General features: G+C 33.3%; 21 protein-coding genes. 9 read left to right on the forward strand and 12 right to left on the reverse strand.

The genetic code is table 11. The annotated features are described in order from the left end of the window. Nucleotides 1-5: 5 nt before the first annotated feature. A complete protein-coding gene (locus P5P90_RS01900; RefSeq protein ID WP_278035557.1) occupies nucleotides 6-893 on the reverse strand; it encodes a 3-hydroxyacyl-CoA dehydrogenase family protein in 888 nt (295 codons plus the stop codon). 87 nt (nucleotides 894-980) lie between these two features. Further along, nucleotides 981-1,946 carry a Gfo/Idh/MocA family protein gene (locus P5P90_RS01905; RefSeq protein WP_278035558.1) on the reverse strand — a complete coding sequence of 322 codons (966 nt, stop codon included), beginning with the start codon at nucleotides 1,944-1,946 and terminating at the stop codon, nucleotides 981-983. A gap of 123 nt (nucleotides 1,947-2,069) precedes the next feature. Here P5P90_RS01905 and P5P90_RS01910 point away from each other — a divergent pair, with 123 nt between their 5' ends. Then, nucleotides 2,070-2,711, forward strand: coding sequence for a protein-L-isoaspartate(D-aspartate) O-methyltransferase (locus tag P5P90_RS01910; protein ID WP_278035559.1), 642 nt, complete (start codon nucleotides 2,070-2,072; stop codon nucleotides 2,709-2,711). Between the two features lies 1 nt (nucleotide 2,712). Here P5P90_RS01910 and P5P90_RS01915 read toward each other — a convergent pair whose 3' ends face one another. Together P5P90_RS01915 and smpB are read right to left on the reverse strand one after the other, a co-directional pair. Further along, nucleotides 2,713-4,140 carry an L-serine ammonia-lyase gene (locus P5P90_RS01915; protein ID WP_278035560.1) on the reverse strand — a complete coding sequence of 476 codons (1,428 nt, stop codon included), beginning with the start codon at nucleotides 4,138-4,140 and terminating at the stop codon, nucleotides 2,713-2,715. A gap of 83 nt (nucleotides 4,141-4,223) precedes the next feature. Then, the gene (gene smpB, locus P5P90_RS01920; protein WP_278035561.1) at nucleotides 4,224-4,682 is read right to left on the reverse strand and encodes an SsrA-binding protein SmpB; all 459 of its coding nucleotides are present in this window, start codon (nucleotides 4,680-4,682) and stop codon (nucleotides 4,224-4,226) included. Nucleotides 4,683-4,751: 69 nt separating this feature from the next. Between smpB and P5P90_RS01925 the strand changes: the two genes are divergently transcribed. Next, nucleotides 4,752-4,982 (forward strand): VF530 family protein, encoded by a 231-nt coding sequence (locus P5P90_RS01925; protein ID WP_278035562.1) that lies wholly within the window; start codon nucleotides 4,752-4,754, stop codon nucleotides 4,980-4,982. 6 nt (nucleotides 4,983-4,988) lie between these two features. On the opposite strand, the gene P5P90_RS01930 is transcribed toward P5P90_RS01925, so the two are convergent. Together P5P90_RS01930 and P5P90_RS01935 are read right to left on the reverse strand one after the other, a co-directional pair. After that, complete coding sequence (locus P5P90_RS01930) at nucleotides 4,989-5,546, reverse strand: DUF3575 domain-containing protein (protein WP_278035563.1); 558 nt, start codon at nucleotides 5,544-5,546, stop codon at nucleotides 4,989-4,991. Between the two features lie 86 nt (nucleotides 5,547-5,632). Further along, nucleotides 5,633-6,487, reverse strand: coding sequence for an aldose 1-epimerase family protein (locus tag P5P90_RS01935; RefSeq protein ID WP_278035564.1), 855 nt, complete (start codon nucleotides 6,485-6,487; stop codon nucleotides 5,633-5,635). Between the two features lie 143 nt (nucleotides 6,488-6,630). Here P5P90_RS01935 and P5P90_RS01940 point away from each other — a divergent pair, with 143 nt between their 5' ends. Further along, nucleotides 6,631-8,886, forward strand: a complete 2,256-nt coding sequence (locus P5P90_RS01940) for a M1 family metallopeptidase (RefSeq protein WP_278035565.1) — start codon at nucleotides 6,631-6,633, stop codon at nucleotides 8,884-8,886. A 146-nt stretch (nucleotides 8,887-9,032) separates the two neighbouring features. After that, entirely contained in the window at nucleotides 9,033-9,722 is a 690-nt protein-coding gene (gene cmk / locus P5P90_RS01945) for a (d)CMP kinase (protein ID WP_278035566.1), read from the forward strand. A gap of 67 nt (nucleotides 9,723-9,789) precedes the next feature. Here the strand turns inward: cmk and P5P90_RS01950 are convergent, their stop codons facing one another. From P5P90_RS01950 to P5P90_RS01970, 5 genes are all read right to left on the reverse strand, one after another. Next, nucleotides 9,790-10,893, reverse strand: a complete 1,104-nt coding sequence (locus P5P90_RS01950) for a PepSY-associated TM helix domain-containing protein (protein WP_278035567.1) — start codon at nucleotides 10,891-10,893, stop codon at nucleotides 9,790-9,792. Nucleotides 10,894-10,930: 37 nt separating this feature from the next. Then, nucleotides 10,931-12,988 (reverse strand): TonB-dependent siderophore receptor, encoded by a 2,058-nt coding sequence (locus P5P90_RS01955; RefSeq protein ID WP_340696460.1) that lies wholly within the window; start codon nucleotides 12,986-12,988, stop codon nucleotides 10,931-10,933. A gap of 12 nt (nucleotides 12,989-13,000) precedes the next feature. Continuing rightward, nucleotides 13,001-13,369 (reverse strand): carboxypeptidase-like regulatory domain-containing protein, encoded by a 369-nt coding sequence (locus P5P90_RS01960; RefSeq protein WP_278035568.1) that lies wholly within the window; start codon nucleotides 13,367-13,369, stop codon nucleotides 13,001-13,003. Between the two features lie 243 nt (nucleotides 13,370-13,612). After that, nucleotides 13,613-14,050: an Hsp20/alpha crystallin family protein gene (locus P5P90_RS01965; RefSeq protein WP_278035569.1), complete on the reverse strand. Its 438-nt coding sequence runs from the start codon at nucleotides 14,048-14,050 to the stop codon at nucleotides 13,613-13,615. A 323-nt stretch (nucleotides 14,051-14,373) separates the two neighbouring features. Next, nucleotides 14,374-14,805, reverse strand: coding sequence for a HEPN domain-containing protein (locus P5P90_RS01970; protein ID WP_278035570.1), 432 nt, complete (start codon nucleotides 14,803-14,805; stop codon nucleotides 14,374-14,376). Nucleotides 14,806-15,818: 1,013 nt separating this feature from the next. On the opposite strand from P5P90_RS01970, the gene rpsA reads away from it, so the two are divergent. The 5 genes from rpsA to P5P90_RS01995 all read left to right on the forward strand — a co-directional run bounded on the left by rpsA (nucleotide 15,819) and on the right by P5P90_RS01995 (nucleotide 24,313). After that, entirely contained in the window at nucleotides 15,819-17,597 is a 1,779-nt protein-coding gene (gene rpsA, locus P5P90_RS01975) for a 30S ribosomal protein S1 (protein WP_278035571.1), read from the forward strand. A gap of 257 nt (nucleotides 17,598-17,854) precedes the next feature. Further along, on the forward strand, nucleotides 17,855-20,497 hold the full coding sequence (locus P5P90_RS01980) for a T9SS type B sorting domain-containing protein (protein WP_278035572.1): 2,643 nt from the start codon (nucleotides 17,855-17,857) through the stop codon (nucleotides 20,495-20,497). A gap of 29 nt (nucleotides 20,498-20,526) precedes the next feature. Continuing rightward, a complete protein-coding gene (locus P5P90_RS01985; protein WP_278035573.1) occupies nucleotides 20,527-21,462 on the forward strand; it encodes a PorP/SprF family type IX secretion system membrane protein in 936 nt (311 codons plus the stop codon). Nucleotides 21,463-21,472: 10 nt separating this feature from the next. Then, nucleotides 21,473-23,629, forward strand: coding sequence for an OmpA family protein (locus P5P90_RS01990; RefSeq protein WP_278035574.1), 2,157 nt, complete (start codon nucleotides 21,473-21,475; stop codon nucleotides 23,627-23,629). 129 nt (nucleotides 23,630-23,758) lie between these two features. Further along, the gene (locus P5P90_RS01995) at nucleotides 23,759-24,313 is read left to right on the forward strand and encodes a fasciclin domain-containing protein (protein WP_278035575.1); all 555 of its coding nucleotides are present in this window, start codon (nucleotides 23,759-23,761) and stop codon (nucleotides 24,311-24,313) included. 87 nt (nucleotides 24,314-24,400) lie between these two features. Here the strand turns inward: P5P90_RS01995 and pheT are convergent, their stop codons facing one another. Further along, a complete protein-coding gene (gene pheT / locus P5P90_RS02000) occupies nucleotides 24,401-26,821 on the reverse strand; it encodes a phenylalanine--tRNA ligase subunit beta (protein WP_278035576.1) in 2,421 nt (806 codons plus the stop codon). Between the last annotated feature and the right edge of the window lie 21 nt (nucleotides 26,822-26,842).

Genomic DNA, 26,842 nt, shown 5'->3' on the forward strand with positions numbered 1-26,842 from the left:
TTCAATTAAAGAAACTGTTTAGCAACCTTTTCTGCTTTTTTACTTTCGCTATAATCGTAAAATCCTTCTCCCGATTTTACGCCTAGTTTTTTGGCATTCACCATATTGACTAAAAGGGGACAAGGAGCGTATTTAGGGTTTTTAAAACCATTATATAATACATTCATAATCGAAAGACAAACGTCCAATCCTATGAAATCAGCAAGTTGTAAAGGCCCCATTGGATGCGCCATTCCCAATTTCATTACATTGTCGATTTCGCTTACACCGGCCACTTTGTTGTATAGCGTTTCAATAGCTTCGTTAATCATGGGCATTAAAATTCTATTGGCAACAAATCCTGGATAATCATGAGCTTCAACTGGAGTTTTGCCTAATTTTACAGATAAATCCATGATGAACTTTGTTACTTCGTTGCTGGTGTTATAACCACGAATAACTTCGACCAAAGGCATTATTGGTACTGGATTCATAAAATGCATTCCAATGACACGTTCAGGATGCGCCACAGTAGCAGCAATTTGTGTAATGGAAATAGAAGAAGTGTTTGTTGCAAAAACAGTGTTGTGCGAACAGTATTCGTTCAGCTTTCTAAAGATTCTAAGTTTTAAATCAAGATTTTCGGTAGCAGCTTCAATGACTAAATCAGCTCCTACAACGCCATCTTCAATGTCGGTATAGCAAATAATATTTGAAAGGGTTTTTATTTTATCTTCGGCAGTAATGCTTCCTTTGTTTTGCATTCTGTCCAAATTGGTAAAAATAGTATTCATTCCTTTTTCTAAAGCTTCTTCGGAAATGTCAATTAATTTTACCGTAAAACCGTTTTGAGCAAAAGTATGAGCAATTCCGTTGCCCATTGTTCCTGCACCTATTACTGCTACTATTTTCATTCTCTAAATTTATTAAATTTAAAAAGTTTAAGGTTTAGAGTTATTAATAACAACTTTAAACCTTAAACTTTGAACTTGTTTTTTGAATTATTTCTTAAAACAAGCTATAATTTGATGCGCTACTCTTAAAGCATCGGTAGCTTGATCCAGTGTTACAATTGGTGTTGTATCGTTGTTAATGGCATCTGCAAATGTTTCTAATTCGTCTAAGATGGCATTGTTTTGCTGTACATCTGGATTTGAAAAATAGATTTGTTTTTTCACTCCTTCTGCATTTTGCAAAATCATATCAAAATCTCCCGGAACTTCAGGAGCGTCTTTCATTTTTACTACTTCACATTTCTTTTCTAAAAAATCAACTGATATGTAAGCATCTTTTTGAAAAAAACGGGTTTTGCGCATGTTTTTCATCGAAATTCGGCTGGCTGTCAAGTTGGCAACACATCCATTTTCAAATTCGATTCGGGCATTAGCAATATCCGGAGTTTCACTAATAACAGAAACGCCACTAGCACTAATGTTTTTTACTTTTGATTTTACCACACTCAAAATAACATCAATATCATGAATCATTAAATCCAAAACCACTGGAACATCGGTACCTCGAGGATTGAATTCAGCCAAACGGTGTGTTTCAATAAACATTGGGCTTTCAATCATGTTTTTAGTAGCTATAAAGGCTGGATTAAAACGTTCTACGTGACCAACTTGCCCTTTAACATTGTACTCTTTAGCCAAAGCGATAATTTCTTCTGCTTCTTCAATAGTATTAGCGATTGGTTTTTCAATAAAAACGTGTTTCCCTGATTTTATGGCAGTTCTTGCACATTTATAGTGGGAAAGGGTAGGAGTTACAATATCAATTACGTCTACGGCATGAATTAATTTAGCAATGGTATTAAAGTTAGTATATCCAAATTCTTTAGCAATTTTTTGAGCGTACTCTTGATTTTCATCATAAAAACCAACCAATTCGTATTTTTCAGACTGTTGTAATAAACGCAAATGAATTTTTCCAAGATGACCAGCACCTAAAACTCCTACTTTTAGCATGATAATGTATTTTTAACAAAAGTAGGAAATTCAAATTGAAAAAATAGTATAATTGATTTGGATTTTGGATTTTGCTTTTTGGAATTTTTACTGTTATTTTTACAAAAAAATAAACCCTAAACATTGAAAGATACTGCCAAACATCAAGGACTTCGCAATCAATTAGTAAGCACTTTGCAACAAAAAGGGATTACTGATCTAGCAGTGCTTGATGCGATTAAAAAAATTCCAAGACATCTGTTTTTAAACTCCAGTTTTGAAGATTATGCCTATCAAGATAAGGCATTTCCTATTGGAGCAGGACAAACAATTTCCCAGCCTTATACTGTTGCTTTTCAATCGCAGTTATTAGAAGTGAAAAAAGATCATAAAGTATTGGAAATTGGTACAGGATCTGGTTATCAAACAGCAGTATTGTGCAAAATGGGGGCTAAAGTTTACAGTGTAGAAAGGCAGAATGAATTGTTCAAACAAACCTCGGTTTTGTTGCCAAAATTAGGAATCCGACCGAAGCATCTTACTTTTGGAGATGGTTATAAAGGCTTACCAACTTATGCGCCTTTTGATAGCATTATTGTAACTGCTGGCGCACCGGTTATTCCACAACCTTTAATGGCGCAGTTGAAAATAGGAGGAAGATTAGTAATTCCATTAGGTGAAGAAGTACAAATTATGACCTTACTTATTCGTAAAAACGAAACCCAATTCGAAAAACATGAATTGGGCGAGTTTCGTTTTGTACCTTTATTAGAAGATAAAAATTGATTTAACAGTCGGATAAACTTACTGCAACTGCTAATCCTCCCTCTGAAGTTTCTTTGTATTTATGGTTCATGTCCTTAGCGGTTTCCCACATGGTTTTGATTACTTTATCTAAAGGAACTTTTGTGTTTTTGGGGTCGGTTCCTAAGGCTAATTCAGCGGCATTAATCGCTTTAATTGCGCCCATTGTATTTCTTTCAATACAAGGAATTTGAACTAATCCACCAATAGGATCACAGGTTAATCCCAAATGATGTTCCATAGCAATTTCGGCAGCAATTAAAACTTGCTCCGGAGTTCCGCCCATTAATTCGCATAGTGCTGCGGCTGCCATTGATGATGAAACACCAATTTCGGCTTGACATCCACCCATTGCAGCAGAAATAGTTGAACCTTGCTTAAAAACACTGCCAATTTCGCTGGCTACCAATAAAAATTGTTTGATTTCGTTTTCGCCTGCTTGATGATTTTCGATGACCATGTAATACATTAAAACAGCTGGAATTACCCCCGCACTTCCGTTAGTAGGAGCGGTAACCACTCTTCCCAGTGAAGCGTTGACTTCGTTTACAGCTAATGCAAAACAACTTACCCATTGTAATATTTGTCTAAATTTAACTTCGGTCAAACGAATTTGTTCGAGCCAACTTTGAGGAGCATCGTATTGTGATAAATCAGAAAGGTTTTTGTGCATGTCAAATGCTCGTCTTCTTACATTAAGTCCTCCAGGTAAAATTCCTTCTGAATGGCATCCAATATACATGCATTCAAGCATGGTGTCCCAAATTCGCATTAAGCCATTATGTAAATCTTCTTCTGAATGCATTGACTTTTCATTTTCGTATACAATTTCAGATATTTTTTTATTCTCGGCTTGGCAATGTTTTAATAATTGGTCAGCATTATCAATTGGATAAGGGAAAGCGCATTTGAGTTCTAATTTGTTTTTTGCTTCTTCACGTTCTTCATTTACCACAAAACCACCACCAATTGAGTAATAGGTATTACTGTATGTTTCATCATTTTTAGTAGTAATCGATAGGGTCATTCCGTTGGCATGAAATGGCAAAAACTGCTTGTTAAAAATAATAGCTTTGAAAGGATCAAAAGGAATTGTTATTTCATTTCCTAAATTGATGTTCTTTTCTTGTTGAATCTTTTCGATTATTGTGTTTATGTTTTGTACAGGAATATATTCGGGGTCTTGTCCGCTGAGTCCTAACATAATCGCTAAATCAGTAGCGTGACCTTTACCGGTAAGGGAAAGTGAACCATAAAGATTAACTTCAATTGTTGCAACTGTATGTAGAAGTCCTTGCTCTCGTACTTCTTTTAAAAATCTTTCAGCAGCACGCCACGGACCTAAGGTATGGGAACTTGAAGGGCCAATACCTATTTTAAGCATATCAAAAACTGAAATACATTCTTCCATAATACAAAACTTTTTTTGGGGTTATTCGAAATAGATTCTTAGGATTCATCTGATTTGTATAAAGAAGTTTCGGGTGATTTTAATCAATTATACGATTTCTTGATTCGATCTAAATCCCTTTTAGTATCCTGTTCTTTTAAAGATTCTCGTTTGTCGTAATTTTTCTTACCCTTACAAAGTCCAATTTCTAGTTTAGCAATTCCTTTTTCGCTTGTAAATAATCGAAGAGGTATGATTGTTAAACCTTTAGCTTGTACACTTCGGGCAAGATTTTTTAATTCGCGTCTGTTCAAAAGCAATTTTCGTTCACTTCTGGATTTATGATTAAATTGATTTCCAAAAGCGTATTCTTCAATATAGGTGTTAATTGCGAAAAGTTCGTTTTTTTCATTAAATTCACAGAAGCTTTCAGTAATATTCGCTTTTCCTAATCGGATGGATTTGATTTCAGTTCCCGCCAGTACAATTCCAGCAGTATATTTTTCGATTATCTCGTAATCAAATCGCGCTCTCTTGTTGAGTATGTTGACTGTCTTTAGCATAGTTACAAATGTAGAAACAATTAGTAAAAAACCACAATTTTTAAACGAATTTGAATTATTTTTGCATTTATGGAAAAACCAATATCAAATGATCCGCTTCATGGTGTAACTTTAAAAGTTATAGTAGAAAAATTAGTTGATTTTTACGGATTTGACACTTTAGGCGAATTAATAAAAATCAAATGTTTTAATGATAATCCAAGTATTAAATCGAGTTTGACTTTTTTAAGAAAAACCGATTGGGCAAGAAAAAAAGTCGAAGAATTGTATGTTAAATCTTTGCCGAAGTTGCATAAATAATTTTGGTTATAGTTGATATGAAATCATGATACCACCTCTGTATGGGAGCCATTCACCACTTTTATTATAATGCGTAGCGGTTTCATATCTTCCTGGTGTTCCGTCCAGATAATATCCTTTATAGAATCCTTGATGCCAACCACCACCAACGAAAGCATCGATAGTAAATTTATCGTTTATTTTTTTTTGATAGCCTACAGTTGCTCCTATGTGATAGCCTAAACCTTTCTCATATTGATTTGTTCCCCAATAGTTCCATTTTTGTAGTTTGTAAATATCTGGTCCGGCATGAAAACCAGCGTATATTCCACGGTATTTTTCTTTAAAATGGTAGCGGTATTCGGGGGTTAGCATTATAGCTTGCATTGGTTTGCCATCAAATGATTTCCATAAAGAAGCAAGAATATCTATATTTAATGTCGATTTGGATCCAATACTTGTTTCAATTCCTATTTGGGGAACACCTACCAAAGCGGTTATTCCATTAACTTTTAAATGTGTTTGTGCAGAAGTTATGATTGATATAAATTGTATCAATAATGATAAATTTATTTTGTGTTTCATTTTTTATTTTTTTGACATCATTACTAATGCCGTACCTTTAAATTATACTAATACATTTTATAAGTTAAAAATACTCATAACAGTTTTTAAATAATTTCAATTATAAATTTAGAGTTGAAAGTTTTATTCGCATCAATAATCTGGATTCCTTCTTTATTAAAAAGATTTCCATCAGATTCATTAGTGTCCGAATGGCCATACCAAGGTTCAATGCAAAGAAAAGGAGCGTTGTTAGGAGTCCAAATCCCTAAATGTGGAAAACCTTGAAAATGTACTTTTAAAAAGGGAATTTTATTTTTTAAGAGGCTTACACTTTTTGATTCTAACTTTTTAAAAATTAAAGCGTCGTTTTCAAAGAGTTGATGTCGTAATTCAACTAGACCTTCTTTTTTTTCTAAAAATTCAGTTTGATTTGAAATTAAATTATTCTCTAGTAAATTGAATTCGAGTGGTTCATTTTTTTCAAATTCAAGTTGGTAATCCTCAAAATTTCCATCTAATGTAAAAGCAGGATGTGCACCAATTGAGAAAGGTATTTTTGCAGCTGTTTTATTGAGGACTGTATATTCAATATTTAATTTGTTTTCCTCAAGACTATATCGGATTTGTAATTCGAAATCAAACGGATATACTTTCAAGGTTTCATCAGAAGATTGAATTGAAAAGGTAGCACTATTTTCATGTTTATCTATCAATTCAAATGTCATGTCTCTGGCAAACCCATGTCGGTTTAATTCATAAACTTTATTGGCTATATGATATTTATTGTCTTTAAGCGTACCAACAATAGGAAATAAAATAGGGGAATGTTTTCCCCAATAATCTGGATTGCCTTCCCAGATGTATTCCTGATTATTTTTTAAGGATGTTAAAGAAAATAATTCAGCTCCTTTGTGATTGATTTTGGCCGAAAGTATAGAATTAGATATAGTAGTTATCACTGTATAAAATAATTAAAGCTTAAGCGAATGTAGTGATATTTGGTTTAATACTCAGGAAAAATATCTTAAAATTCAATTAAATTTATAAAACATCGAAAACATATGTATATTTTTTTATTAATTTGGCTGAAATAGGAAAAAATATGAAAATAAATAAGTTTAGCGCTATTTTTCAAATAGTAGTATTACTGGGAGGAACTTCGCTTGTAGCACAAGAAAACACTCCGTCAAAACAAGTTTCTAATTATAATTATCGTGATGCTTTTGCTCCTTTTTTTTATGAAAATAATGGAACATTAACACGTTCAGCCAGTGGACAGCCAGGTCCTGCTTATTGGCAAAATAGAGCCGATTACAAATTAACGGCGGTATTGAATGAAAAAACAAATGAAATTACCGGAACTGATATTATTAGCTACACTAATAATAGTACAGATTCAATGTCTTTTTTATGGTTGAATTTAGATCAAAATTTATTCAAATCAGATTCAAGAGGTGAGGCTGTTGTTCCTATTACAGGAAGTAGAAATGGCCGACAAGGACAGGTATTTGATGGAGGTCATAAAATCAAATCGGTTAAAATTACTAAAATCGATAACAAACCAATTAATCCAGTTGAAGCTAAATTTGTCATTACAGATACTCGTATGCAATTGTTTCTTCCATCTGAATTAAAAGCAAAAGGTGGTAAAGTAGAGTTTAAAATTGATTTTTCATACATCTCTCCAAACGAAGGTTCGGACAGAACAGGTGTTTTAGAAACTAAAAATGGAAAGATTTTTACCATCGCCCAATGGTATCCACGAATGTGTGTTTACGATGATGTGAAAGGATGGAATACGAATCCGTATTTAGGTGCTTCTGAATTTTATTTAGAGTACGGAGATTTTGACATTTCAATTACAGCTCCATCTAATCATATTGTTGTTTGTTCAGGAGAATTAATTAATCCAACTGAGGTTTTTTCGGCAGATGAATTAAAAAAGTACAACGAAGCAAAGGCTAGTGATAAAACAGTAATGATTCGTTCGCTAGAAGGAGTTTTGGCAGCTAAAAATAAAGGAACAACTACTAAAACGTGGAAATTTAAATTATTGAATTCTCGTGATATTTCATGGGCTTCTTCGGAAGCATTTATAGTTGATGGTGCTCGAATTAATCTGCCAAGTGGAAAAAAATCGTTAGCCCTTTCGGTTTATCCAGAGGAAAGTGCCGGAAATCAGGCTTGGGGTCGTTCAACAGAATATGTAAAATATTCAATAGAAAATTATTCAAAAAGATGGTTTGAATATACTTATCCAGTGGCAACGAATGTTGCTGGTAATGAAGGAGGAATGGAGTATCCAGGAATTGTTTTTTGTAGTTGGAAATCAAAAGGACAAGGATTATGGGGCGTTACTGACCATGAATTTGGGCATAACTGGTTCCCAATGATTGTTGGTTCTAATGAACGCTTGTTTGGATGGATGGATGAAGGATTTAATACTTTTATCAATAGTTTAAGTAATCATGATTTTAATAACGGAGAATACAAGCATGAAAAAGAAGACATGCATGAAGCCAGTCTTATTTACACTGACCCCGAATTAGAACCAGTTATGACTTCTCCTGATAACATGAAAGAAGCTAATATTGGTGAATTGTGTTATTCTAAACCAAGTGCTGGTTTAGTAATTTTAAGAGAGCAAGTTTTAGGACCAGAGCGTTTTGATTTGGCTTTCAGGACTTACATTAAACGCTGGGCTTTCAAACATCCGCAGCCAGATGATTTCTTTAGAACTATGGAAAATGTAGGAGGAGAGGATTTGAGTTGGTTTTGGAGAGGTTGGTTCCAAAATAATTGGAAGTTTGATCAAGGTGTAAATTCAATTAAATATGTAAAAAATAATCCTGCAAATGGAGTGTTTATTACTATAGAAAATTTCGAAAAAATGCCTATGCCAGTTATAATGGATATTAAATTTAAAAGTGGCAAAGTAGATAGAGTAAAATTGCCTGTTGAAATTTGGCAAAAAAATATTGAGTGGACTTTCAAACATCCTTCAACTGAAGAAGTAGATAGTATTACCCTTGACCCGGAACATGTGTTTCCAGATAGTAATCCAGAAAATAATATTTGGAAAGCAGGAACAGGATTAGTAGAAAAAGCAATTGATCCTGCGCCGTATATTGGTTCTTATTCTAATCCAAGAGTTCCTTATAAAATTACCGTTTCTGAAAAAAATACTTTTTTAAACGTAGATATTCCAGATTATGCTTCTTTTATTGTGGATCCTATAGGAGAAAATTTATTCGAATCAAAACGTATAGGGTTAAAATTTAAATTTAAAGATGATAAATCGGGATTTGATATGATTGTAAATGCCGAAACAACCATTCCATTTACAAGAACAAAATAATTTCTTTTTAAAATTTTATCAAACGGCTGTTGACATCATCGACAGCCGTTTTTGTTGTTAATTATATCAAGGAATTTTTTGTATGCTAAACTTAAAATAATGTACTTTTATCGTTTTAATGACAACCTAATTAGAAGAATTATATTTTGGACAAAAAGATTACAATTGCAATAGATGGTTTTTCATCAACAGGAAAAAGTACTTTGGCTAAACAATTGGCTAAAGACTTAGGTTATGTATATGTAGATACAGGCGCTATGTATCGTGCGATTGCTTTTTTTTCAATGCAAAATGGCTTCATTAAAACCGATTATTTAGACAAAGAATCCTTGATAAAAAGTTTGCCAAACATTCAATTGCAGTTTCAATTTAATCCGGATTTAGGTTTTGCCGAAATGTATTTGAATGGTGAAAATGTGGAAAAACAAATTCGTACCATTGCGGTTTCTAGTTTTGTGAGTAAGGTGGCCGAAATTCCAGAAGTTCGTTCGAAATTGGTAGAACAACAGCAGCAAATGAGTAAAGACAAAGGTGTTGTGATGGACGGTAGGGATATAGGAACAGTAGTTTTTCCTGATGCCGAATTGAAAATTTATATGACAGCCAGTGCGCAAACCCGTGCGCAAAGACGTTATGATGAGTTAATCCAAAAAGGCGATAGTGTTACTTTTGAAGAGGTGCTGCACAATGTAGAAGAACGCGATTATATTGATACCCACCGTAGTAATTCTCCTTTAGTTAAGGCAGAAGATGCAATCGAAATAGATAATTCTCATTTAACTAGAGAAGAACAATTTAAGTTGGTTTTAGATTTGGTACAACAAAAATTAGTATAGTGGTTTCTTAAAAACTACAAACGCTAAAAGAAAAAATATATTTCTTCTTTTAGCGTTTTTTTATTGGCTACTTTTTCTTGCGTCCCCACCAGATTACAAAACCGGTTATTGGAGCTGTTACGGCAAATATACAGACTAATAAAGCAATAATTTTAGTGGGTAAACCATAAATACTTCCTGTGTGAATAGGGTAAATGATCCTTCTTAACTTATCGCCTTGACTAAAAGATTCATAAGGTTTTGTCTGAATATTATCACCTGTATATCGGTCAAAATAAGCGATGCTAGATTGATTTGGGATTGTTTTTTCTGTATTTTCTTTGGTTACTAAAATACTATTTACTGTATCATTGGGTAAACGTATTTGAATGTTTCCTTGGTACGGAAAAAGGGTATTTGTCTGGTTTATAATATTTTGATAGAAAATAGTTGTAGTAATCTGAGATTCTGGTTTAGGTGGGTTTTCGACTTTGATGGATGGTTTTTTTGCTACACCGTCTGTTATATAATACAGGCTGTTTTCAAACCATTTAAACGACCAAGTTAATCCTGTAAGTGCTATGATTAATAAAAATAAAAAACTGTAAAAACCTAAAGTAGAATGAAAATCCCAATTAACTCTTTTAAATGAAGCCTTCCATTTGATGGTTAATCTTTGTTTGAGGTTTTTACGTTTTTTGGGCCACCACAAACACAAGCCACTAATAAGTAGTATTATAAAAATCAAACAAGAAATACCCGTTATTAATTTTCCTGTTTTACCTAACAAAAGATTTCGGTGTAGTTGATTAACAATAGTAAAGAAATGTTTTGTTTGTTCGATACTTCCAACAATTTCTGCTGTATAGGGATTCACAGCAAAGTAAAATGTTTTTTTGTCTTTGTTTTTTGCAATAATTAAAGCTGTTTTTTGTTCTTCTTGATAGGTATATATGCGCTGAATTGAATCAATTCCAAAAGAATTATTTAAATTTTTAATCGCTTCATCAATGGGTTTTTTAGTTGTACCAATGGTCTTAACTTTGTAAAATTCAGGATGTAAAAAAGAATCAATTTCCTCTTCAAAAACCAATAAACTTCCCGTTAATGCTACTATGAATACAACAAGCCCGGACGCAAGTCCGAGCCATAAATGTATTTTTCCAATGCTTTTTTTAATTGTTTTGTTCATTAAATCAATAGTGTACTTTTTTACAAATAAACTGCAATTAGAATGTATATCCAAGAGTTAACAACCAGTTTTTAGGAGATCCCGGAAATAATCGGATGTAGTCGTATCCACCTACCCAATGGGTTTTATTGGTCAAGTTATTAGCATTCAACTGTATTTTGAATTTGTTGATATTGTAATACAAAGCGGCATTCATAATGGTATAACCTGGAATAGTTTGTGTATCATTATTACTCAAATTACGAGTGGTTACAAAATTAGATCCAAAGCCAATTCCAAAATCTTTTAATACCCCATCCGTAAAATTGTATTTTGTCCAGATGTTTCCTTGGTGTTTAGGAGTGTTTGGTTTTTGTCTTCCTATTTCACTTGCAATAGGGCTATCTGTGATGTGTGCGTCATTGAATGAATAGGCTGCCGAGATGCTCCATTGTGTATTGATACGTCCATTAATATCAATTTCAACACCTTTAGATTCTTGTTCGCCAATAGCTCTCATTAAATCAACATTACTGCTGTCATTGGCACTATATAAACTGTTTTTTTCCTGGATTTTATAAAGTGATAAGGTTACTAATAAACTTTCGTTGAACCATGATGATTTTCCTCCAAATTCAATCATATTGCTTTCCAAAGGATCAAAAGGTCCTCCAGCATTCGGATTGGCAAGTACTGAAGCGGTTTGCGGATTGTATCCTTTTACATAGGTTCCGTATAAATTGATATTCGAGTTTAAGGTATAGGTAAGACCTAATCGTGGTAATAACGAATGTTGTTTTACTTTTTTCTCATTTTGTTTAGTGTAATTTTCTCTGTCGATATACTCATCGTAACGCAATCCAATCAAGGCTTTCAAAGGTCCTAATTTTATTTGGTCTTGTAAATAGATTCCATAAGTAGAGTAGTAGGTTGGGTCATACGCTCTGGTGGTGTAAAAATATTTACTCATATCTTTCAGTTGCTGTGAACTATAGGGATTTGATAAATCAAAATGAGCTACGTTAGGAACCGGATTTCCATTGGCATCTAATAAATAAGCACTTTTTTTATTCGGATTATAGGTGTTGATAGCTCCGGTATTGGCAGCATTTCGATAGCCTTTAGCTTCTAATTGTGAACCTCCTGCAGGAAGTTTTTCTTGAGCATAATCATAACCAAAAACAATATTATGGTCCAGTGTTCCCGTTTGTGTTTTATAAACAAAGAAATTCGATATGTTATCGATATAGCGTTTTCTTTTTCGCATAAAAACTTGCATTTCAATGGAAGTAGGGATAGAATTACCATCACCATCTACTGCATATTTATTAGCTCCTCGGTGTTCTAATAAATCCTCATTGTATCCTGTTCTTATATAAGAGGCCGAAAAGGAAAGTTTGTCAGTAAATTGATGATTTAGTGAAGTGGTAAGAATATAGGTTTCTTCGTTAAGATAATCATTTGTTGCGTTTAGAGATTGTCTAATATTAGTAGAATACAAATCATTCTCATACGTAGATTGCCCTCTGTCAAGAATACTTTTGGAGTTATTATAAATTAAATCAAAGTTGACTCTTGTTTTATCATTAGGTAAAAATGAAAAGGATGGTGCGATTACAATATTTTTGTCAAATTGTAAATTTCTAAAAGTGTTCGCATTTTCATAGCCCAAATTTAAACGGTACAAAAGTGTTTTTTCTTCGTTAAGAGGTCCAGTGAAATCTCCCAGAGCTCTTAATGTGTTGAAACTACCTGTTGAAAAACTAATACTGTTTGCTGCTTGTTCCAACGGCTTTTTGGTTACACGATTAACCACACCACCCGGTGAAGCATTCCCAAATAGAGCTGAAGAAGGTCCTTTTAAGACTTCCACTCTCTCTAAGTAGTTAGTTAAAGGTTGTTTCCAGAAACCAGTTGATGTTCGTAATCCGTTTAATAATTGCGTGTTGCTTTGTCCGTTTATTCTAAACCCACGTATCGAAATGTCATCATAAAAGGTGTATTGTGTTACACCGCTGAAATTTTTAACTACTTCACCAATGCGCATTGTTCCTTGGTCGGCAATTAATTCTTTAGTTGCATACGATACTGATTGTGGTAAATCTATGAGTGCGATTTCAGTTTTTGCTCAAATGAACGAACGGGTGTTTTTATATGATTTTTCTTTTCTACCTGTAATTTCAACCGTTTGTAAAGCATTTACATTTTCTTTTAAAATTACATTGATGTTTTTGTTTTCATTTAATTCAACTTTTCTTTCCTCGTTAATATATCCTAAAGCCGAGAATACTAAGGTGTAATTACCAGTCTGGAGATTCTTTATTTCATAATTTCCATTTTTATCAACATGGATTGTTTTGTTTAATTCCTTTAGCTGTACAGTTGCATATAAAAATTCAGGTGTGTTTTCGGTTATAATTTTCCCTTTTATGGAAGCTGTTTGAGCGTTTACAAATGTGCATATACTAAGTAAAAATAATATGTAAAATGTTTTCATATTTATAATGTTTAATTTTTTACAAAGTTATTTTTATTTAGAACAAATACAAATAATATTTTAAAATAAGACTTGTAATGTATCTAAGTAATTATTATTTAGCTACTTATGAAATGTTAAATTTTAATCTTGTTAGAATAGTTGAGAAATTAAAAGAGCTAATTGGTTTATGAATAGGTAGATAATAGATAAATAAAAAAGAGTTAGACGGAAGCTAACTCTTTTAAAGAATACTTTTTTTGTCTATTTAATGCTAATTAATTTAGGACTTTTGGGTTTTGCTTCTTCTTTTTTAGGGATATTGATAGCTAAAATTCCGTTTTCGTATTTGGCGGCAATTTTTTCTTCATCCACAAGTTCTGGAAGCGTAAAGGAACGACTAAAAGACTGGTAGCTGAATTCTTGTTTGGTAATTCTTTCGCCATCTTTGACTTCATTGCTTAGTTTTTTTTCGGATGATATGGTTAATACATCATTGTTTAGTTCAATTTTGAAATCGAATTTTTCAAATCCCGGAGCGGCTACTTCCACAAAAAAGGAATCTTTGTTTTCCTTGATGTTTAAAGAAGGCAAGGTAGTGTTGGTTTTTGAAAAATTGTATCGATTCCAACCCTCAAAATCATTATTAAAAAATCGATCTAATAAACTAGGCCATTGGTTTTGGTATCTTACGACTGTCATAATAATTAATTTTTAAGTTAAACATTTATTTAGTAGTTAAATATGCAAAGAAAATACCAAGTGCAGTAAACTGACAATAAGTTAGTTGAAGTGGTTTTTAGCGGTTTTTAGTTTCTGAAAAATTTATTAATTTTTAAGAAAGAAATGTCAAATTTTCAGTTTTTGAATGATAGTTTTTTTAACGCAATCTTGTCATCCTGACAAAGGAATAATCTCATTGAATTATTTTAAAGTGATTTACTTAGTGGTTAAGCTTTTTGGGGTTCTGCACTAACGTTTGTGTGTATATCCGCGCGGTCGGGATTAGCCACAGTACTTATTTTCTAGTACGTGTATTTAAATTTCAGTTCCGTTAGATTGTTTTTTATTATTTTTTGCAAACTTGTCACTAAGATAATTATTGCGAAAGTATTCATTTCATATAAGTTATCTAAATGTTTTTCGTCATTGATAATTGCGTCTTTAATTGGAATACTCATTCCGCCGTGAATTAAAGATGAACGAAAATTATATAATTTCTTTAACCGTTTTTTATCAGTTTCTATTTCACCAAGAAATACTTGTATTTTATCATTTAGTTGTTGCGTTATTCCTGTATCTCCTTCCACATATAAAGCTTCTAAACCACTTAATGACCAGAATAATGCAACGGGAATATCTTTATGATAACTATCAGAGAACAAATATGTAAAACTATTTAATGCTCTTTCAATTTTTGTCCTACTAAATTCTTCTAATAGAGTTGTTTTGTTCATTATGTAATTTCAAACTTCTATTATTGTCACATTAGTTTTTGAAGGCCAGGAATCTTTTAGATAATTTTGTTCAATAAGAGTAGAAGATATTCCTTCAACTTTATCTATCTGTTTATGATATAAGTATACAAAACCTTCTCCAAGCCATAATGTGCCAGGATGAGATATTTGGGTAAATTTTAAAAAATGACCTAATTGTGCATTGTACAAAAGTCTATAATATGCTATAATCAATTGTTCGGGCTGTATTTCTTTTTCAAGTTCTGAATTAGAATCAAACTGTTCCGCTATTTTTTGAATATTAATTTCTGTTGTTGATTCAATTACAAGATAAAGTTTGTGTTTATTGTCTAACTCTGGATGATCTGTTTCTTCAACGAATTTAAAATTTAAAAAAACGTTGCCATATTTATTTAAACATAAATAGACCTCAATGCTAAGCTTCGATAGTTCAATAATAAAATCTTCTAGTCCATTTTCCTTACTTTCATCTATATTAATTATTGGATAAATTGTGGTTATTTATATTGGAAGATTTGTATTATTCATCGTCGTTTTTTTGTATTGTGGCTAACTAGTATATAGGCCTGATAAAATCAGACCTATCACTCCAATTTTGGGTGGATTGGTCTAACAATCATGAGGTTTTATTTTTTTCAAATATATCAAAATATCTTTACAAAATGTGTACTGAAAACAAAACGAGCTAAATAGCCCTGATCGAGCCGATATCCTCGCAGAGATAAAGGCGAGAGCAGGAGGGAAGTACTTTTGAAAATCAGTACGTTCTGCTCCAAAAGCAAAGAAAAAACGTGATTAAAGTTATTATTTGGGTTAAGCAGTGATTATCAATGAAATTTGTTTTGTAGTTAGAGAATAATGTTTTAATTTTGCGCACCTTTTGGTGAATAAGAGTTTCCTTTAGGTATCAACAATTTATATCAACAACTTCTGTTGTTTTCTCTCACATTAAGAAGCTCAAGCGAACACAGAATACAAATTTACAAATCAGCATGTCTGAACAATTAAAATCACAAGAAGAGTTTTTAGCAAATTTTAACTGGCACAATTTCGAAGAAGGTATTGATGCAGTTGATGAGAAAAACTTACAAGAATTCGAAGAATTAGTATCTAAAACTTTCATCTCTACAGATCAAGAAGAAGTAGTAGAAGGAGTTGTTGTAAGAATTACTGATAGAGACGTAATCGTTGATATCAATGCTAAATCTGAAGGTGTTATCTCTTTAAACGAATTTCGTTACAACCCTAACTTAAAAGTTGGAGATAAAGTAGAAGTATTAATCGACATCCGTGAGGATAAAACAGGTCAATTAGTATTGTCTCACAGAAAAGCTCGTACAATCAAATCATGGGATAGAGTTATTGCTGCTAATGAAACTGGAGAAATCGTTAATGGTTTCGTTAAATGCAGAACTAAAGGTGGTATGATCGTAGACGTATTCGGAATCGAAGCGTTCTTGCCAGGATCTCAAATTGATGTTAAACCAATTAGAGATTACGATGTTTACGTAAACAAAACAATGGAATTCAAAGTGGTAAAAATCAACCACGAATTCAAAAATGTTGTTGTATCTCACAAAGCGCTTATCGAAGCTGATATCGAGGTACAGAAAAAAGAAATCATCGGTCAATTACAAAAAGGACAAGTTTTAGAAGGTGTTGTTAAAAACATTACTTCTTACGGTGTATTTATTGACTTAGGTGGTGTTGACGGATTAATCCACATTACTGACCTTTCTTGGTCAAGAATCAACCACCCATCTGAAGTTCTTGAATTAGACCAAAAATTAAACGTTGTTATCCTTGATTTCGATGATGAGAAAACAAGAATCCAATTAGGATTGAAACAATTAAACGCTCACCCTTGGGATGCATTAGATGCTAACTTAACTGTAGGTGATAAAGTTTCTGGAAAAGTAGTTGTTATTGCTGATTACGGTGCTTTCATCGAAGTTGCTGAAGGTGTTGAAGGTTTAATCCACGTTTCTGAAATGTCATGGTCTACTCACTTACGTTCTGCTCAAGATTTCGTGAAAGTTGGAGATGTTGTTGAGGCTGTTATCTTGACTTTAGATAGAGACGATCGTAAGATGTCATTAGGTATCAAACAATTGACTCAAGATCCATGGACTGATATCACTGCTAAATACCCAGTAGGTTCTAAACACACAGGTATCGTTAGAAACTTTACAAACTTTGGAATTTTCGTAGAATTAGAAGAAGGAATTGATGGATTAATCTACATCTCTGACTTATCTTGGACTAAGAAAATCAAACACCCATCTGAATTTGTAAACGTAGGTGAAAAATTAGACGTAGTTGTATTAGAATTAGATGTTGAAGGACGTAAATTATCATTAGGTCACAAACAAACTACTACTAATCCTTGGGATCAATACGAAGATTCATTCGCTGTTGGAACTATCCACAATGGAGAAATCTCTGAAATCGTTGATAAAGGAGCTACTGTAGAATTTGGTGATGATATCGTTGCTTTCATTCCTACTCGTCACTTAGAAAAAGAAGACGGAAAGAAATTGAAAAAAGGAGAATCTGCTGATTTCAAAGTGATCGAATTCAACAAAGAATTCAAAAGAGTAGTTGCTTCTCACACTGCTATCTTCCGTGAAGAAGAAGAGAAAAACGTGAAAGCTGCTGCTGAAAACACTGCATCTGCTGCTTCTACTAATGCACCTGCTGCTACTTTAGGAGATAACAATGATGTATTAGCTGCTTTGAAAGCTAAAATGGAAAAATCTGAGAAAAAATAATTCTCAACTTTTTTATAATTTTAAAAGTCCCGAGTAATCGGGACTTTTTTTATGGAATAATTTTTCCTTTGATAGTTGTAATTGAGTTGTGTTTTGGATAAATGAAATTAATGTAGTTCAAGATTACAGAAAATTAGTATTAGTTGGAATCTTGTAAAAAGACTAAGCTATTTTATCGTTATTTTTAGACAGTATTAATGCTTTATTTCTTACATTAGCAGTAAATTATCTAGAGTTATAATCCTAAAAAATGGGGTATGATAGTAAAACTACTTTTTTATATCAAAAACAACTTTCTAAATCTTTTACTTTTTTGTCTACTCTTCTTGTTTTCAGATGCTTATTCGCAATGTGCCGGGGATGATGCAAGTTTGACAATTTGTGATATTCAAAATCCCGTCTATAAGAATATTAATCTCTATAACCTATTAGGTGGTACTCCAAGTCCGGGAGGAGTATGGATTGATAATTCGAAACCGCTTGAAACGGCTATTTTTAATGGGATATTAAATGCTCAAACGATACGTAATAGTGGAATTTATACCTATACTTACGTTCAGGATCCTTCCACTTGTTCAGATAACGAAGCAACCATAACCTTGAAAATTGGTCCTTATACGGGGGTACCTAGTAATGTTTCTACCTGTGACGATGTTGAAAGTTTTAATTTGTTTTTAGCCTTTGACGGAACTCAGCTTAGTCCACTACAAAATGGAGTTTGGACAGCAGTTACTACTCCGCTTACCTTATCAGGAAATACTATTAATCCTAAATTATTGGGTGAAGGAAATTACTCCTATACCTATTCAATTCCAGCCTTGGATACTTGTCCGGCTCAGTCGGCTACGATTTCAGTTTCTATTTTTAGAAAGCCAGTAGCTGGTACAGCCTCAAATTTATTATTGTGTAGTAATGCTAATTTAGCATCTTATTCCAATTTGAATTTGAATAATTTATTGAGTGGTGAAGATGCAGGAGGAAGCTGGTTGGATGGTTCAGGAACCGGACAAATTACAAGTTCGGCTGATAATAAGATTGATTTGGCAGCTATTTATAATAGCTTTGGAGCGGGTACTTATAGTTTTGTATATAGTGTTACTTCTGCCAATCCTATCTGTTCCAATTCTCAATCTACTGTGAAAATTACCATTGAAGATCCACTGAATTTTACAGGAAGTACTTTGGTCGTAAACAATGATATCTGTGAAAATGAAATTGCAACGGCTACTTATTCGGCTACCTTAACCAAAGGACCACAGGCAATTCCGAATGGAAATTATGATGTAAGTTATTCGATTAATAATGGAACAACAACAAAGAATATCACTGTAAACGGAAATTTCTCAAATGGTGTTTTTGTTTTTAGTGTTGATCCGGTGAATCTTCAGGCAGTTGGAAATTATACTTTTACTATAACTAATATTGTAAATACCGCTGCAAAAGGAGCTTGTACGAATACTTTAGGAACAATTTCGGATATTTTATATATCAATCCATTGCCAAAAATTAATAATGCATCGTTAACCATTAATCCTGTTTGTAAAGGTTTTGATGCTCAGGTTCAAATTTCAGGAAATACCAATTTGACGAACGGCAATTATCGAATTACTTATAATTTATCGGGTGATAATACAGCGACAAATCAGCAAGCAACATTTACAGTGACTAATGGAGTGGGGAATTTTATCGTTCCTGCTAATTTAATTCCAAATGTAGGTGTCAATAATGCTTTAACGATTACTAATATAGTTAACTTATCTACTGCTTGTACCAATTCGGTTGCATTGGCTAAATTGTTTACGGTAAAAGCTTTGCCTGATGCTTCAGCAGTTAATTTGAATATAAATGCTGTTTGTTTGGGACAAAATGCTGCTGTACAGCTTACCGGATTGGGAAGTATGACAAATATTACTGTTAATTTTGGTTTATCCGGGGCAAATGTTCTGGCTAATCAAAATGTGACCTTAACAGTAAGCTCAGGAAATGCAAGTTTTACGATTCCAAATACAATGTTGACTAATATAGGTAACACTACTTTGACATTAAATTCTGTTTTGGATAATGGCAATGGTTGTGCGGCTGTATCTTTAAATAAAACCAAATCATTTGATGTAAATACTATTCCGGCTAATCCGACAGCAGCGAGTTTTGTTTTCTGTAAAAATGATGCGAAAACAATTGCGAATTTAACGCCAAGCGGATCACAATACCAATGGTTTGATTCGGTTTCCAGTACCACTGTTTTGAGTACTTCAACAGTATTAGTAACAAGAATTTATTATGTAAAAGAAGTGAATTCGGCTACGGGATGTGAATCTGGGAGAACGCCAATTTCGGTAACAATAAACGAAACAGATGCTCCGGTATTAGCCACAGATGGACAAAAATTCTGCGGATTGGATAATCCAACGATTCAAAGTTTAAGTGATAAAACTACTGCGGATGATACTTTGGTATGGTATGATGCGGCTACCAACGGAAATCTGCTGGCTGCAAGTACCTTATTGGTAGATGGTAAAAAGTATTATGCATTTAATTATTCTACCAGCACAACTTGTTATTCAGATCCATTGGAAGTAACCGTTGAATTAGCCAATTGCGAGGTAACTCCTGACTTTTTTGTTCCGGATGGGTTTTCTCCAAATGGAGATGGTAAAAATGATGTGTTCAGAATTCCGGATATTCAGTTTATTTATCCTGACTTTAGCTTAGAAATTTTTAATCGTTATGGAAATATTCTTTTCAGAGGAAATAAAAATAAATTAGAATGGGACGGTAGAAATTCTGATTATAAAGTAGGAATAGATGGAATAGCTCCAAATGGAGTTTACTTTTATGTACTGCATTTCAACAAAGGAAATAAAAAACCAATTCAAGGAACCTTATATCTCAACCGATAGTTGTTTCAAGCCATTAAATTAGATTTCGAATGAAGAAAATTATATTTAGTTTCAGTTTTTTACTATTTGCACTTAAGCTGTTAGCTCAGCAGGATCCGGAATATACCCATTATATGTATAATATGAATGTGGTCAATCCTGCCTATGCAACCGGTACCCAGGCTATGTTGGACTTAGGTGTTTTATATCGTTCTCAATGGGCAGGTATGAATGGTGCTCCCAAAACATCCAACTTTTTTGGTCATGCTGCTTTGAGTAAAAAGGTAGAAATGGGATTCTCGATTGTTTCTGATGACATTGGAAAAGGAGCTAAAAAAGAAGATAATTTCTATGCTGATTTTGCTTATGTTTTGAATATGACCAATAGAGCAAAATTGTCCTTGGGATTAAAAGCCGGTTTTACTTCTTTCAGAACCAATTTTAATGGTTTTCAGTTTGAAAGCGGAGACTCTTCAACCGATGAAGCTTTTGCACAAAATATCAATACTATTTTTCCAAATATTGGGGTAGGGGCTTATTTTCTAACCAATAATTATTACTTAGGATTTTCTGCTCCCAACCTGCTTTCTTCCAAACATATTGAAGAACGCTCCGGAATTAATGCTTTTGGTTCAGAGCAAGTGCATATGTTTTTTACAGGAGGTTATGTATTTAACTTATCGGATACTTTTAAGCTGAAACCAGCTTTTATGACCAAAATTGTTCCGGGTTCTGCTGCTTCTCTGGATGTATCTGCCAATGTGTTGTTTAATGAAAAATTTGAATTAGGGGCTTCTTATCGAATTGATGATTCGGTAAGTGCACTGATGAATATAAGGGTTTCGCCAAGTATAAGTGTAGGTTATGCATACGATTATACTACGAACAATTTAGGTCAGTTCAATTCAGGAACGCACGAAGTTTTTATGTTGTTTAATTTAGATTTATTAGGCAAAGGATACGATAAATCACCAAGATTCTTTTAATATGACGGCAATGAAAAGATTATATCTGGTTTTATTTGTGTTTGCTTTTCAATTAACTCAGGCACAATCACAGGATTTAAAAAGGGCTAAACGCCTATTTGACAGAACCTATTATAGCGAGGCTATTCCATTGTACGAATCTATTATGAATACGAATCGTTCTTTTGAAGTAGTGAAAAACCTGGCAGACAGTTATTATAATACGAATGATTATGCCAATGCACAACGTCAATATCGTTTTTTGATCGCCCGATTTCCTCAGGCAGCCGATGCGGATTATTATTTTAAATATGCTCAAACACTAAAAGCTTCCGGTAATTATGATGAAGCCAATAAAGTACTTCGCGCTTATTTTCAAAGTAGCAATAATACCAAAGCTATTGAGAATTTAGATAGAGATAATTTAGTATTGGAAAATATTTCTGCATTGGGAGATAGATATAAAATTAAAAATTTGTCTATTAATACAGCTAATTCCGAGTTTGGAGCAGTGCCTTATAAGGATAAATTAGTTTTTGCAGCAGTTTTTAGAAGGCCTAAAGCATCAGGGAAATTGTATAGATGGAACAATGAAAGTTATTTGAATTTGATGGCTGTTTCACTTAAAAATCCAAAAGCAGATTCTATTAGACAATTTTCTGTCGAATTGAATTCCCCTTTACATGAAGCCAATGCAGTATTCACTAAAGACGGAAAAACAATGTATTTTACCCGTAATAATTCAATTGACGGAGTAAGAGTTAAAAACGAACAAAAGGTTTCTACGCTGAAAATTTATAAGGCTGAATTGCTTAATGGAAAATGGCAAAATGTTACCGCTTTGCCATTTAATAGTGATAATTATTCTGTGGAGCATCCTGCTTTAAGTTCCGATGAAAAGATCTTATATTTTGCTTCCGATATGCCGGGATCTTTAGGTTCTTTCGATATTTACTCGGTGCCTGTTTTAGGCTCTGATTATGGTACACCAAAAAATCTGGGCCCAACGATTAATACGGATAAAAAAGAACAATTTCCTTTTGTATCTCTAGACAACAAATTGTATTTCTCTTCTAATGGTCATGCGGGTTATGGCTTTATGGATGTATTTGTTTCTGAATATAAAAATGGAGAATTTTCGAAAGCTTTGAATGTTGGTTTGCCAATTAATTCCGGCTATGACGATTTTTCTTTTGTGATTGATTCGGATACGCAGCATGGTTATTTTGCATCCAACAGAAAGGGTGGGAAAGGAGCTGATGATATTTATGAAATCAACGAAATTCAGCCGTTGATAGTTGAAAATTGTATGCAATATATTGCGGGAGTTATAACTGATGTTGATTCTAAATTGCCTTTGGCTCAGGCGAAAGTAATTTTGCAGGATGCTAATAAAAAGGAAATTGCGACTGTGTTTACATCAGCTGATGGAAAATTTTCATTTAATGTTGATTGTGAAAAAAGCTATACCGTTTCTGCTTCCAAAGAGCAATATACAGATGCTTCTACATTCTTGAAATTATATAAGGACAGAAAGAAAATTAATGATGCTTCTTTGGCCATTAAATCAAAAGAAGTGATTAAGAAAGAGGAATTAGCTGCCATTGAACAAAAGAAGAAAGAAGCAGCATTACAGCTAGAGAAGCAAAAACAGGAGACGGCTTTATTAGTAGCCAAACAAAAGAAGGAGGCCGCTATTGTGGCTGAAAAAGCCAAAGTTGAAAAAGAACTAGCAGCCAAAAAAGCCGCAGAGGAAGCAGAGGTTAAGAAGCAGCAAAAGATTGCTGTACTGGTAGCAGCTGAAAAGGATGTCGTAAAGGATAAAGACCGTCTGCTAATTAAAACAGATCCTATTTATTTTGATTACGATTTATGGTACATTCGAAAAGAATCAAAACCTATTTTGAACAGAGTAATCGAATTGATGAAAAAATATCCGGAGATGGTGGTTGAAATTGGTTCGCATACCGATAATAGAGGAAATGCACAATACAATTTGGATTTATCTACTAAACGAGCTAATTCTACGAGGGATTATTTTATCAAACAGGGGATTCCGACTAAACGAATTTTTGCTAAAGGTTATGGTGAAACAGTTCAGATTATAAAGTGTGAACCAAGTGAATCCTGTTCTGAAGAACAACACGAGTTAAACCGCCGAAGTGAATTTGTGATAAAGAATTTATAATTTAAATTGTGATAATAAAAGTGAGATTCTATGAGTCTCACTTTTTTTTTGGAGTTAATTATTTTCTTTTTTAAAACCAAAATAAACGAGTTTTCGTAAATGCTTTTATATAACTTAAAATATTTTTGTATGAAAACTAAAAACCTATTATCAGCAGTAATTATCGCCTTTGTATTTGGAGCTACATCTTTTGCACAAAAGGCAGTTACAGTAGGAGGTGCCCCAATGTATCCTACTAAAAACATCATTGAGAATGCCGTTAATTCTAAAGACCACACTACTTTGGTCGCTGCAGTTAAAGCAGCAGAATTAGTAGAAACTTTACAAGGAAAAGGACCATTCACCGTTTTTGCCCCAACAAATGCCGCGTTTGATAAATTACCAAAAGGAACTGTGGCAACATTACTAAAGCCTGAAAACAAAAAAATGCTACAAACTATTTTGACCTATCATGTGGTTGCTGGAAAAATGAATGCTTCAGATATTGCAAAAGCAATCAAAGCAGGAAATGGAAAAGCTACAATGAAAACCGTAAGTGGTGGTACATTAACAGCTTGGATGAAAGGAAAAAAATTATATATCACCGATGAAAAAGGTTCGATGTCTGAAGTTACTATCGCTGATGTAAATCAATCGAATGGAGTAATACATGTTGTAGACAGCGTATTACTACCTAAGGCATAGTTATATTTGGTTAACTATATTTTGTTAGAAATGAAAAACCCATTCGTCGTGGCGAATGGGTTTTGATTTTTATAAGTTCTAATAGAATTATCGTAAAGAAGCTCCAAGTTCTGTTTCAAAATTCTTTTGCAACTTGCTCATGATTTTATCAATTTGAGCATCAGTAAGTGTTTTGGAGTCGTCTTGCAAAATGAAACTCAAAGCATAAGACTTTTTGCCTTCAGGAAGATTTTTCCCTTCGTATACATCAAAAAGGTTAATATTCTTTAACAAACTTTTCTCTGTTTGTCTGGCAATGGTATAAATGCTATCGTAGCTTACATTTTGATCAATCAATAAAGCTAAATCTCTTCTTACCTCAGGATATTTAGTGATTTCGCTGAATTTTATTTTAGTTGGAATTGTTTTTAATACTGTTTCCCAATTAAAATCGGCAAAGAAAACTTCTTGTTTGATACCAAAATGTTTTAAGATGGATTTTTTTACCACACCAAATTCAACTAAAACATTATGTCCGGAAGTAATTGCAATTCCCTCTGAGAATATATCCGATTTTACAGGAGAATTTTGTGTTTTTGCAATCCCTAATCGGGTAAAAATTCCTTCTACATAACCTTTGAATAAAAAGAAATCAGATGGTTTTTGCGTGTTAGTCCAATTTTCTTGATTTCTGTTTCCAGTTACAAACATAGTAAGATGTTTGTGCTCTTCATAACCGGCTAAAAATTTATGGTAAGATTTTCCAAATTCGAACAATCTTAAATCGGAATTTTTTCGATTAATATTGTATGCAATCGCTTCTAATCCTGAAAACAATAAGGATTGACGCATGGCTGCTAAATCGTTACTCAATGGATTTAACATCGTAACATTGTGTTCTTCTTTAAGCATTTCAGAAAGTTGAACATAAGAGGCCGTTGTTAACGAGTTAGCCATCATTTCGTGGAATCCTTGCGAGTTTAATTGATTCCCAACAATGTTTTGCACTTTATAATCTTCATTTCTAGGTGCATTAAAAACGGTTGCACTCAATTTGTTTGAAAAGTCAATTTTATTGTAACCGTATACTCTTAGGATCTCTTCAATTACATCAATTTCTCTTTGAACATCTACACGATATGCAGGAATCGTCAAACCTAAACCAGCATCCGAAACGCTATTGATTTTAATATCTAATGAAGCTAATATTTTCTTTATAGTGTCTTTTGGAATTTGTTGGCCAATGATTTTAGTTACTTTATCAAAGTTTACAAATACCGAGAAATCTTCTATTTTTTTGGTATAAACATCTAAAACTTCAGAAGTAATTTGTCCACCCGCTACTTCCTGAATTAATAAAGCCGCACGTTTTAAAGCATAAGCTGTAATGGAAGGATCAATCCCTCTTTCAAATCTAAAAGAAGCATCGGTACTTAATTGATGTCTTTTGGCTGTTTTTCTAATATTCACCGGATTGAAATAAGCACTTTCTAAGAAAATAGAAGTAGTATTATTATTCACTCCTGAGTTTTGTCCTCCTAAAACACCCGCAATACACAATGGCCCTTTGTCGTCACAAATCATTAAATCTTCTTCATGTAATGTTCTTTCTACCTCGTCAAGCGTTGTGAATTTTGTTCCCGCTTCAACTGTTTTTACATGGATTTTACCATTGATTTTTGCAGCATCAAAAGCGTGTAATGGCTGCCCTAAATCATGTAAAACATAATTAGTAACATCAACAATATTATTTTTTGGATTGATTCCAATAGCTTTCAAACGATCTTGTAACCAGGCAGGAGAAGGTTTTACGGTAATACCCGAAATGGTAACTCCACAATAACGAGGGGCTAATGTTGGTGCTTCTACATTCACGTCAATTTTTAAAGTACGCATATCTACTCTAAAATTGCTTATCGAAGGAGTGATTAGTTCGACACTTACACCATTTTGTAATAATCCAGCTCTCAAATCTCGGGCTGTTCCTAAATGGCTCATGGCATCGGCACGGTTAGGTGTTAATCCGATTTCAAAAACTTCGTCATTTTCAATTTTGAAAACTTTAGCAGCAGGAGTTCCAGGTACTAAGTCGTTATCTAATACCATAATTCCGTCATGACTGTCACCTAGACCTAATTCGTCTTCGGCACAAATCATTCCATGACTTTCCTGTCCACGGATTTTTCCTTTTTTTATGGTAAATGCATTTCCTTCTTTATCGTATAAAACAGTTCCAATGGTTGCTACAGGTACTTTTTGACCTGCTGCTACATTGCTTGCACCACAAACAACTTGAATAGGTGCTCCGTTTCCTAAATCAACGGTGGTTACTTTTAATTTGTCGGCATCTGGATGTTTTTCGCAAGTAAGAACATGTCCTACAACAATACCTTCTAATCCTCCTTTTACAGATTGATATTTTTCAACACCTTCTACTTCAAGTCCTAAATCAGTAAGTAAAGCTGCTGTTTGTTCAGAATTCCAATCGGTTTTAATGAATTGTTTTAACCAGTTGTATGATATTTTCATTTGAATATTTTAATAAGGTTG

It is taken from the genome of Flavobacterium nitratireducens, assembly GCF_029625335.1.
GTDB classification, from domain to species: domain Bacteria; phylum Bacteroidota; class Bacteroidia; order Flavobacteriales; family Flavobacteriaceae; genus Flavobacterium; species Flavobacterium nitratireducens.

What these genes read in the sequence shown, in the direction of transcription:
- P5P90_RS01915 (WP_278035560.1), bottom strand. Translation starts at nt 4,140, where the DNA reads ATGGAAGAATGTATTTCAGTTTTTGATATGCTTAAAATAGGTATTGGC.
- P5P90_RS01985 (WP_278035573.1), top strand. Translation starts at nt 20,527, where the DNA reads ATGAAGAAAATTATATTTAGTTTCAGTTTTTTACTATTTGCACTTAAG.
- P5P90_RS01960 (WP_278035568.1), bottom strand. Translation starts at nt 13,369, where the DNA reads ATGAAAACATTTTACATATTATTTTTACTTAGTATATGCACATTTGTA.
- P5P90_RS01990 (WP_278035574.1), top strand. Translation starts at nt 21,473, where the DNA reads ATGAAAAGATTATATCTGGTTTTATTTGTGTTTGCTTTTCAATTAACT.
- rpsA (WP_278035571.1), top strand. Translation starts at nt 15,819, where the DNA reads ATGTCTGAACAATTAAAATCACAAGAAGAGTTTTTAGCAAATTTTAAC.
- smpB (WP_278035561.1), bottom strand. Translation starts at nt 4,682, where the DNA reads ATGCTAAAGACAGTCAACATACTCAACAAGAGAGCGCGATTTGATTAC.
- pheT (WP_278035576.1), bottom strand. Translation starts at nt 26,821, where the DNA reads ATGAAAATATCATACAACTGGTTAAAACAATTCATTAAAACCGATTGG.
- P5P90_RS01995 (WP_278035575.1), top strand. Translation starts at nt 23,759, where the DNA reads ATGAAAACTAAAAACCTATTATCAGCAGTAATTATCGCCTTTGTATTT.
- P5P90_RS01940 (WP_278035565.1), top strand. Translation starts at nt 6,631, where the DNA reads ATGAAAATAAATAAGTTTAGCGCTATTTTTCAAATAGTAGTATTACTG.
- P5P90_RS01925 (WP_278035562.1), top strand. Translation starts at nt 4,752, where the DNA reads ATGGAAAAACCAATATCAAATGATCCGCTTCATGGTGTAACTTTAAAA.
- P5P90_RS01905 (WP_278035558.1), bottom strand. Translation starts at nt 1,946, where the DNA reads ATGCTAAAAGTAGGAGTTTTAGGTGCTGGTCATCTTGGAAAAATTCAT.
- P5P90_RS01965 (WP_278035569.1), bottom strand. Translation starts at nt 14,050, where the DNA reads ATGACAGTCGTAAGATACCAAAACCAATGGCCTAGTTTATTAGATCGA.
- P5P90_RS01900 (WP_278035557.1), bottom strand. Translation starts at nt 893, where the DNA reads ATGAAAATAGTAGCAGTAATAGGTGCAGGAACAATGGGCAACGGAATT.
- P5P90_RS01930 (WP_278035563.1), bottom strand. Translation starts at nt 5,546, where the DNA reads ATGAAACACAAAATAAATTTATCATTATTGATACAATTTATATCAATC.
- P5P90_RS01980 (WP_278035572.1), top strand. Translation starts at nt 17,855, where the DNA reads ATGATAGTAAAACTACTTTTTTATATCAAAAACAACTTTCTAAATCTT.
- P5P90_RS01970 (WP_278035570.1), bottom strand. Translation starts at nt 14,805, where the DNA reads ATGAACAAAACAACTCTATTAGAAGAATTTAGTAGGACAAAAATTGAA.
- P5P90_RS01950 (WP_278035567.1), bottom strand. Translation starts at nt 10,893, where the DNA reads ATGAACAAAACAATTAAAAAAAGCATTGGAAAAATACATTTATGGCTC.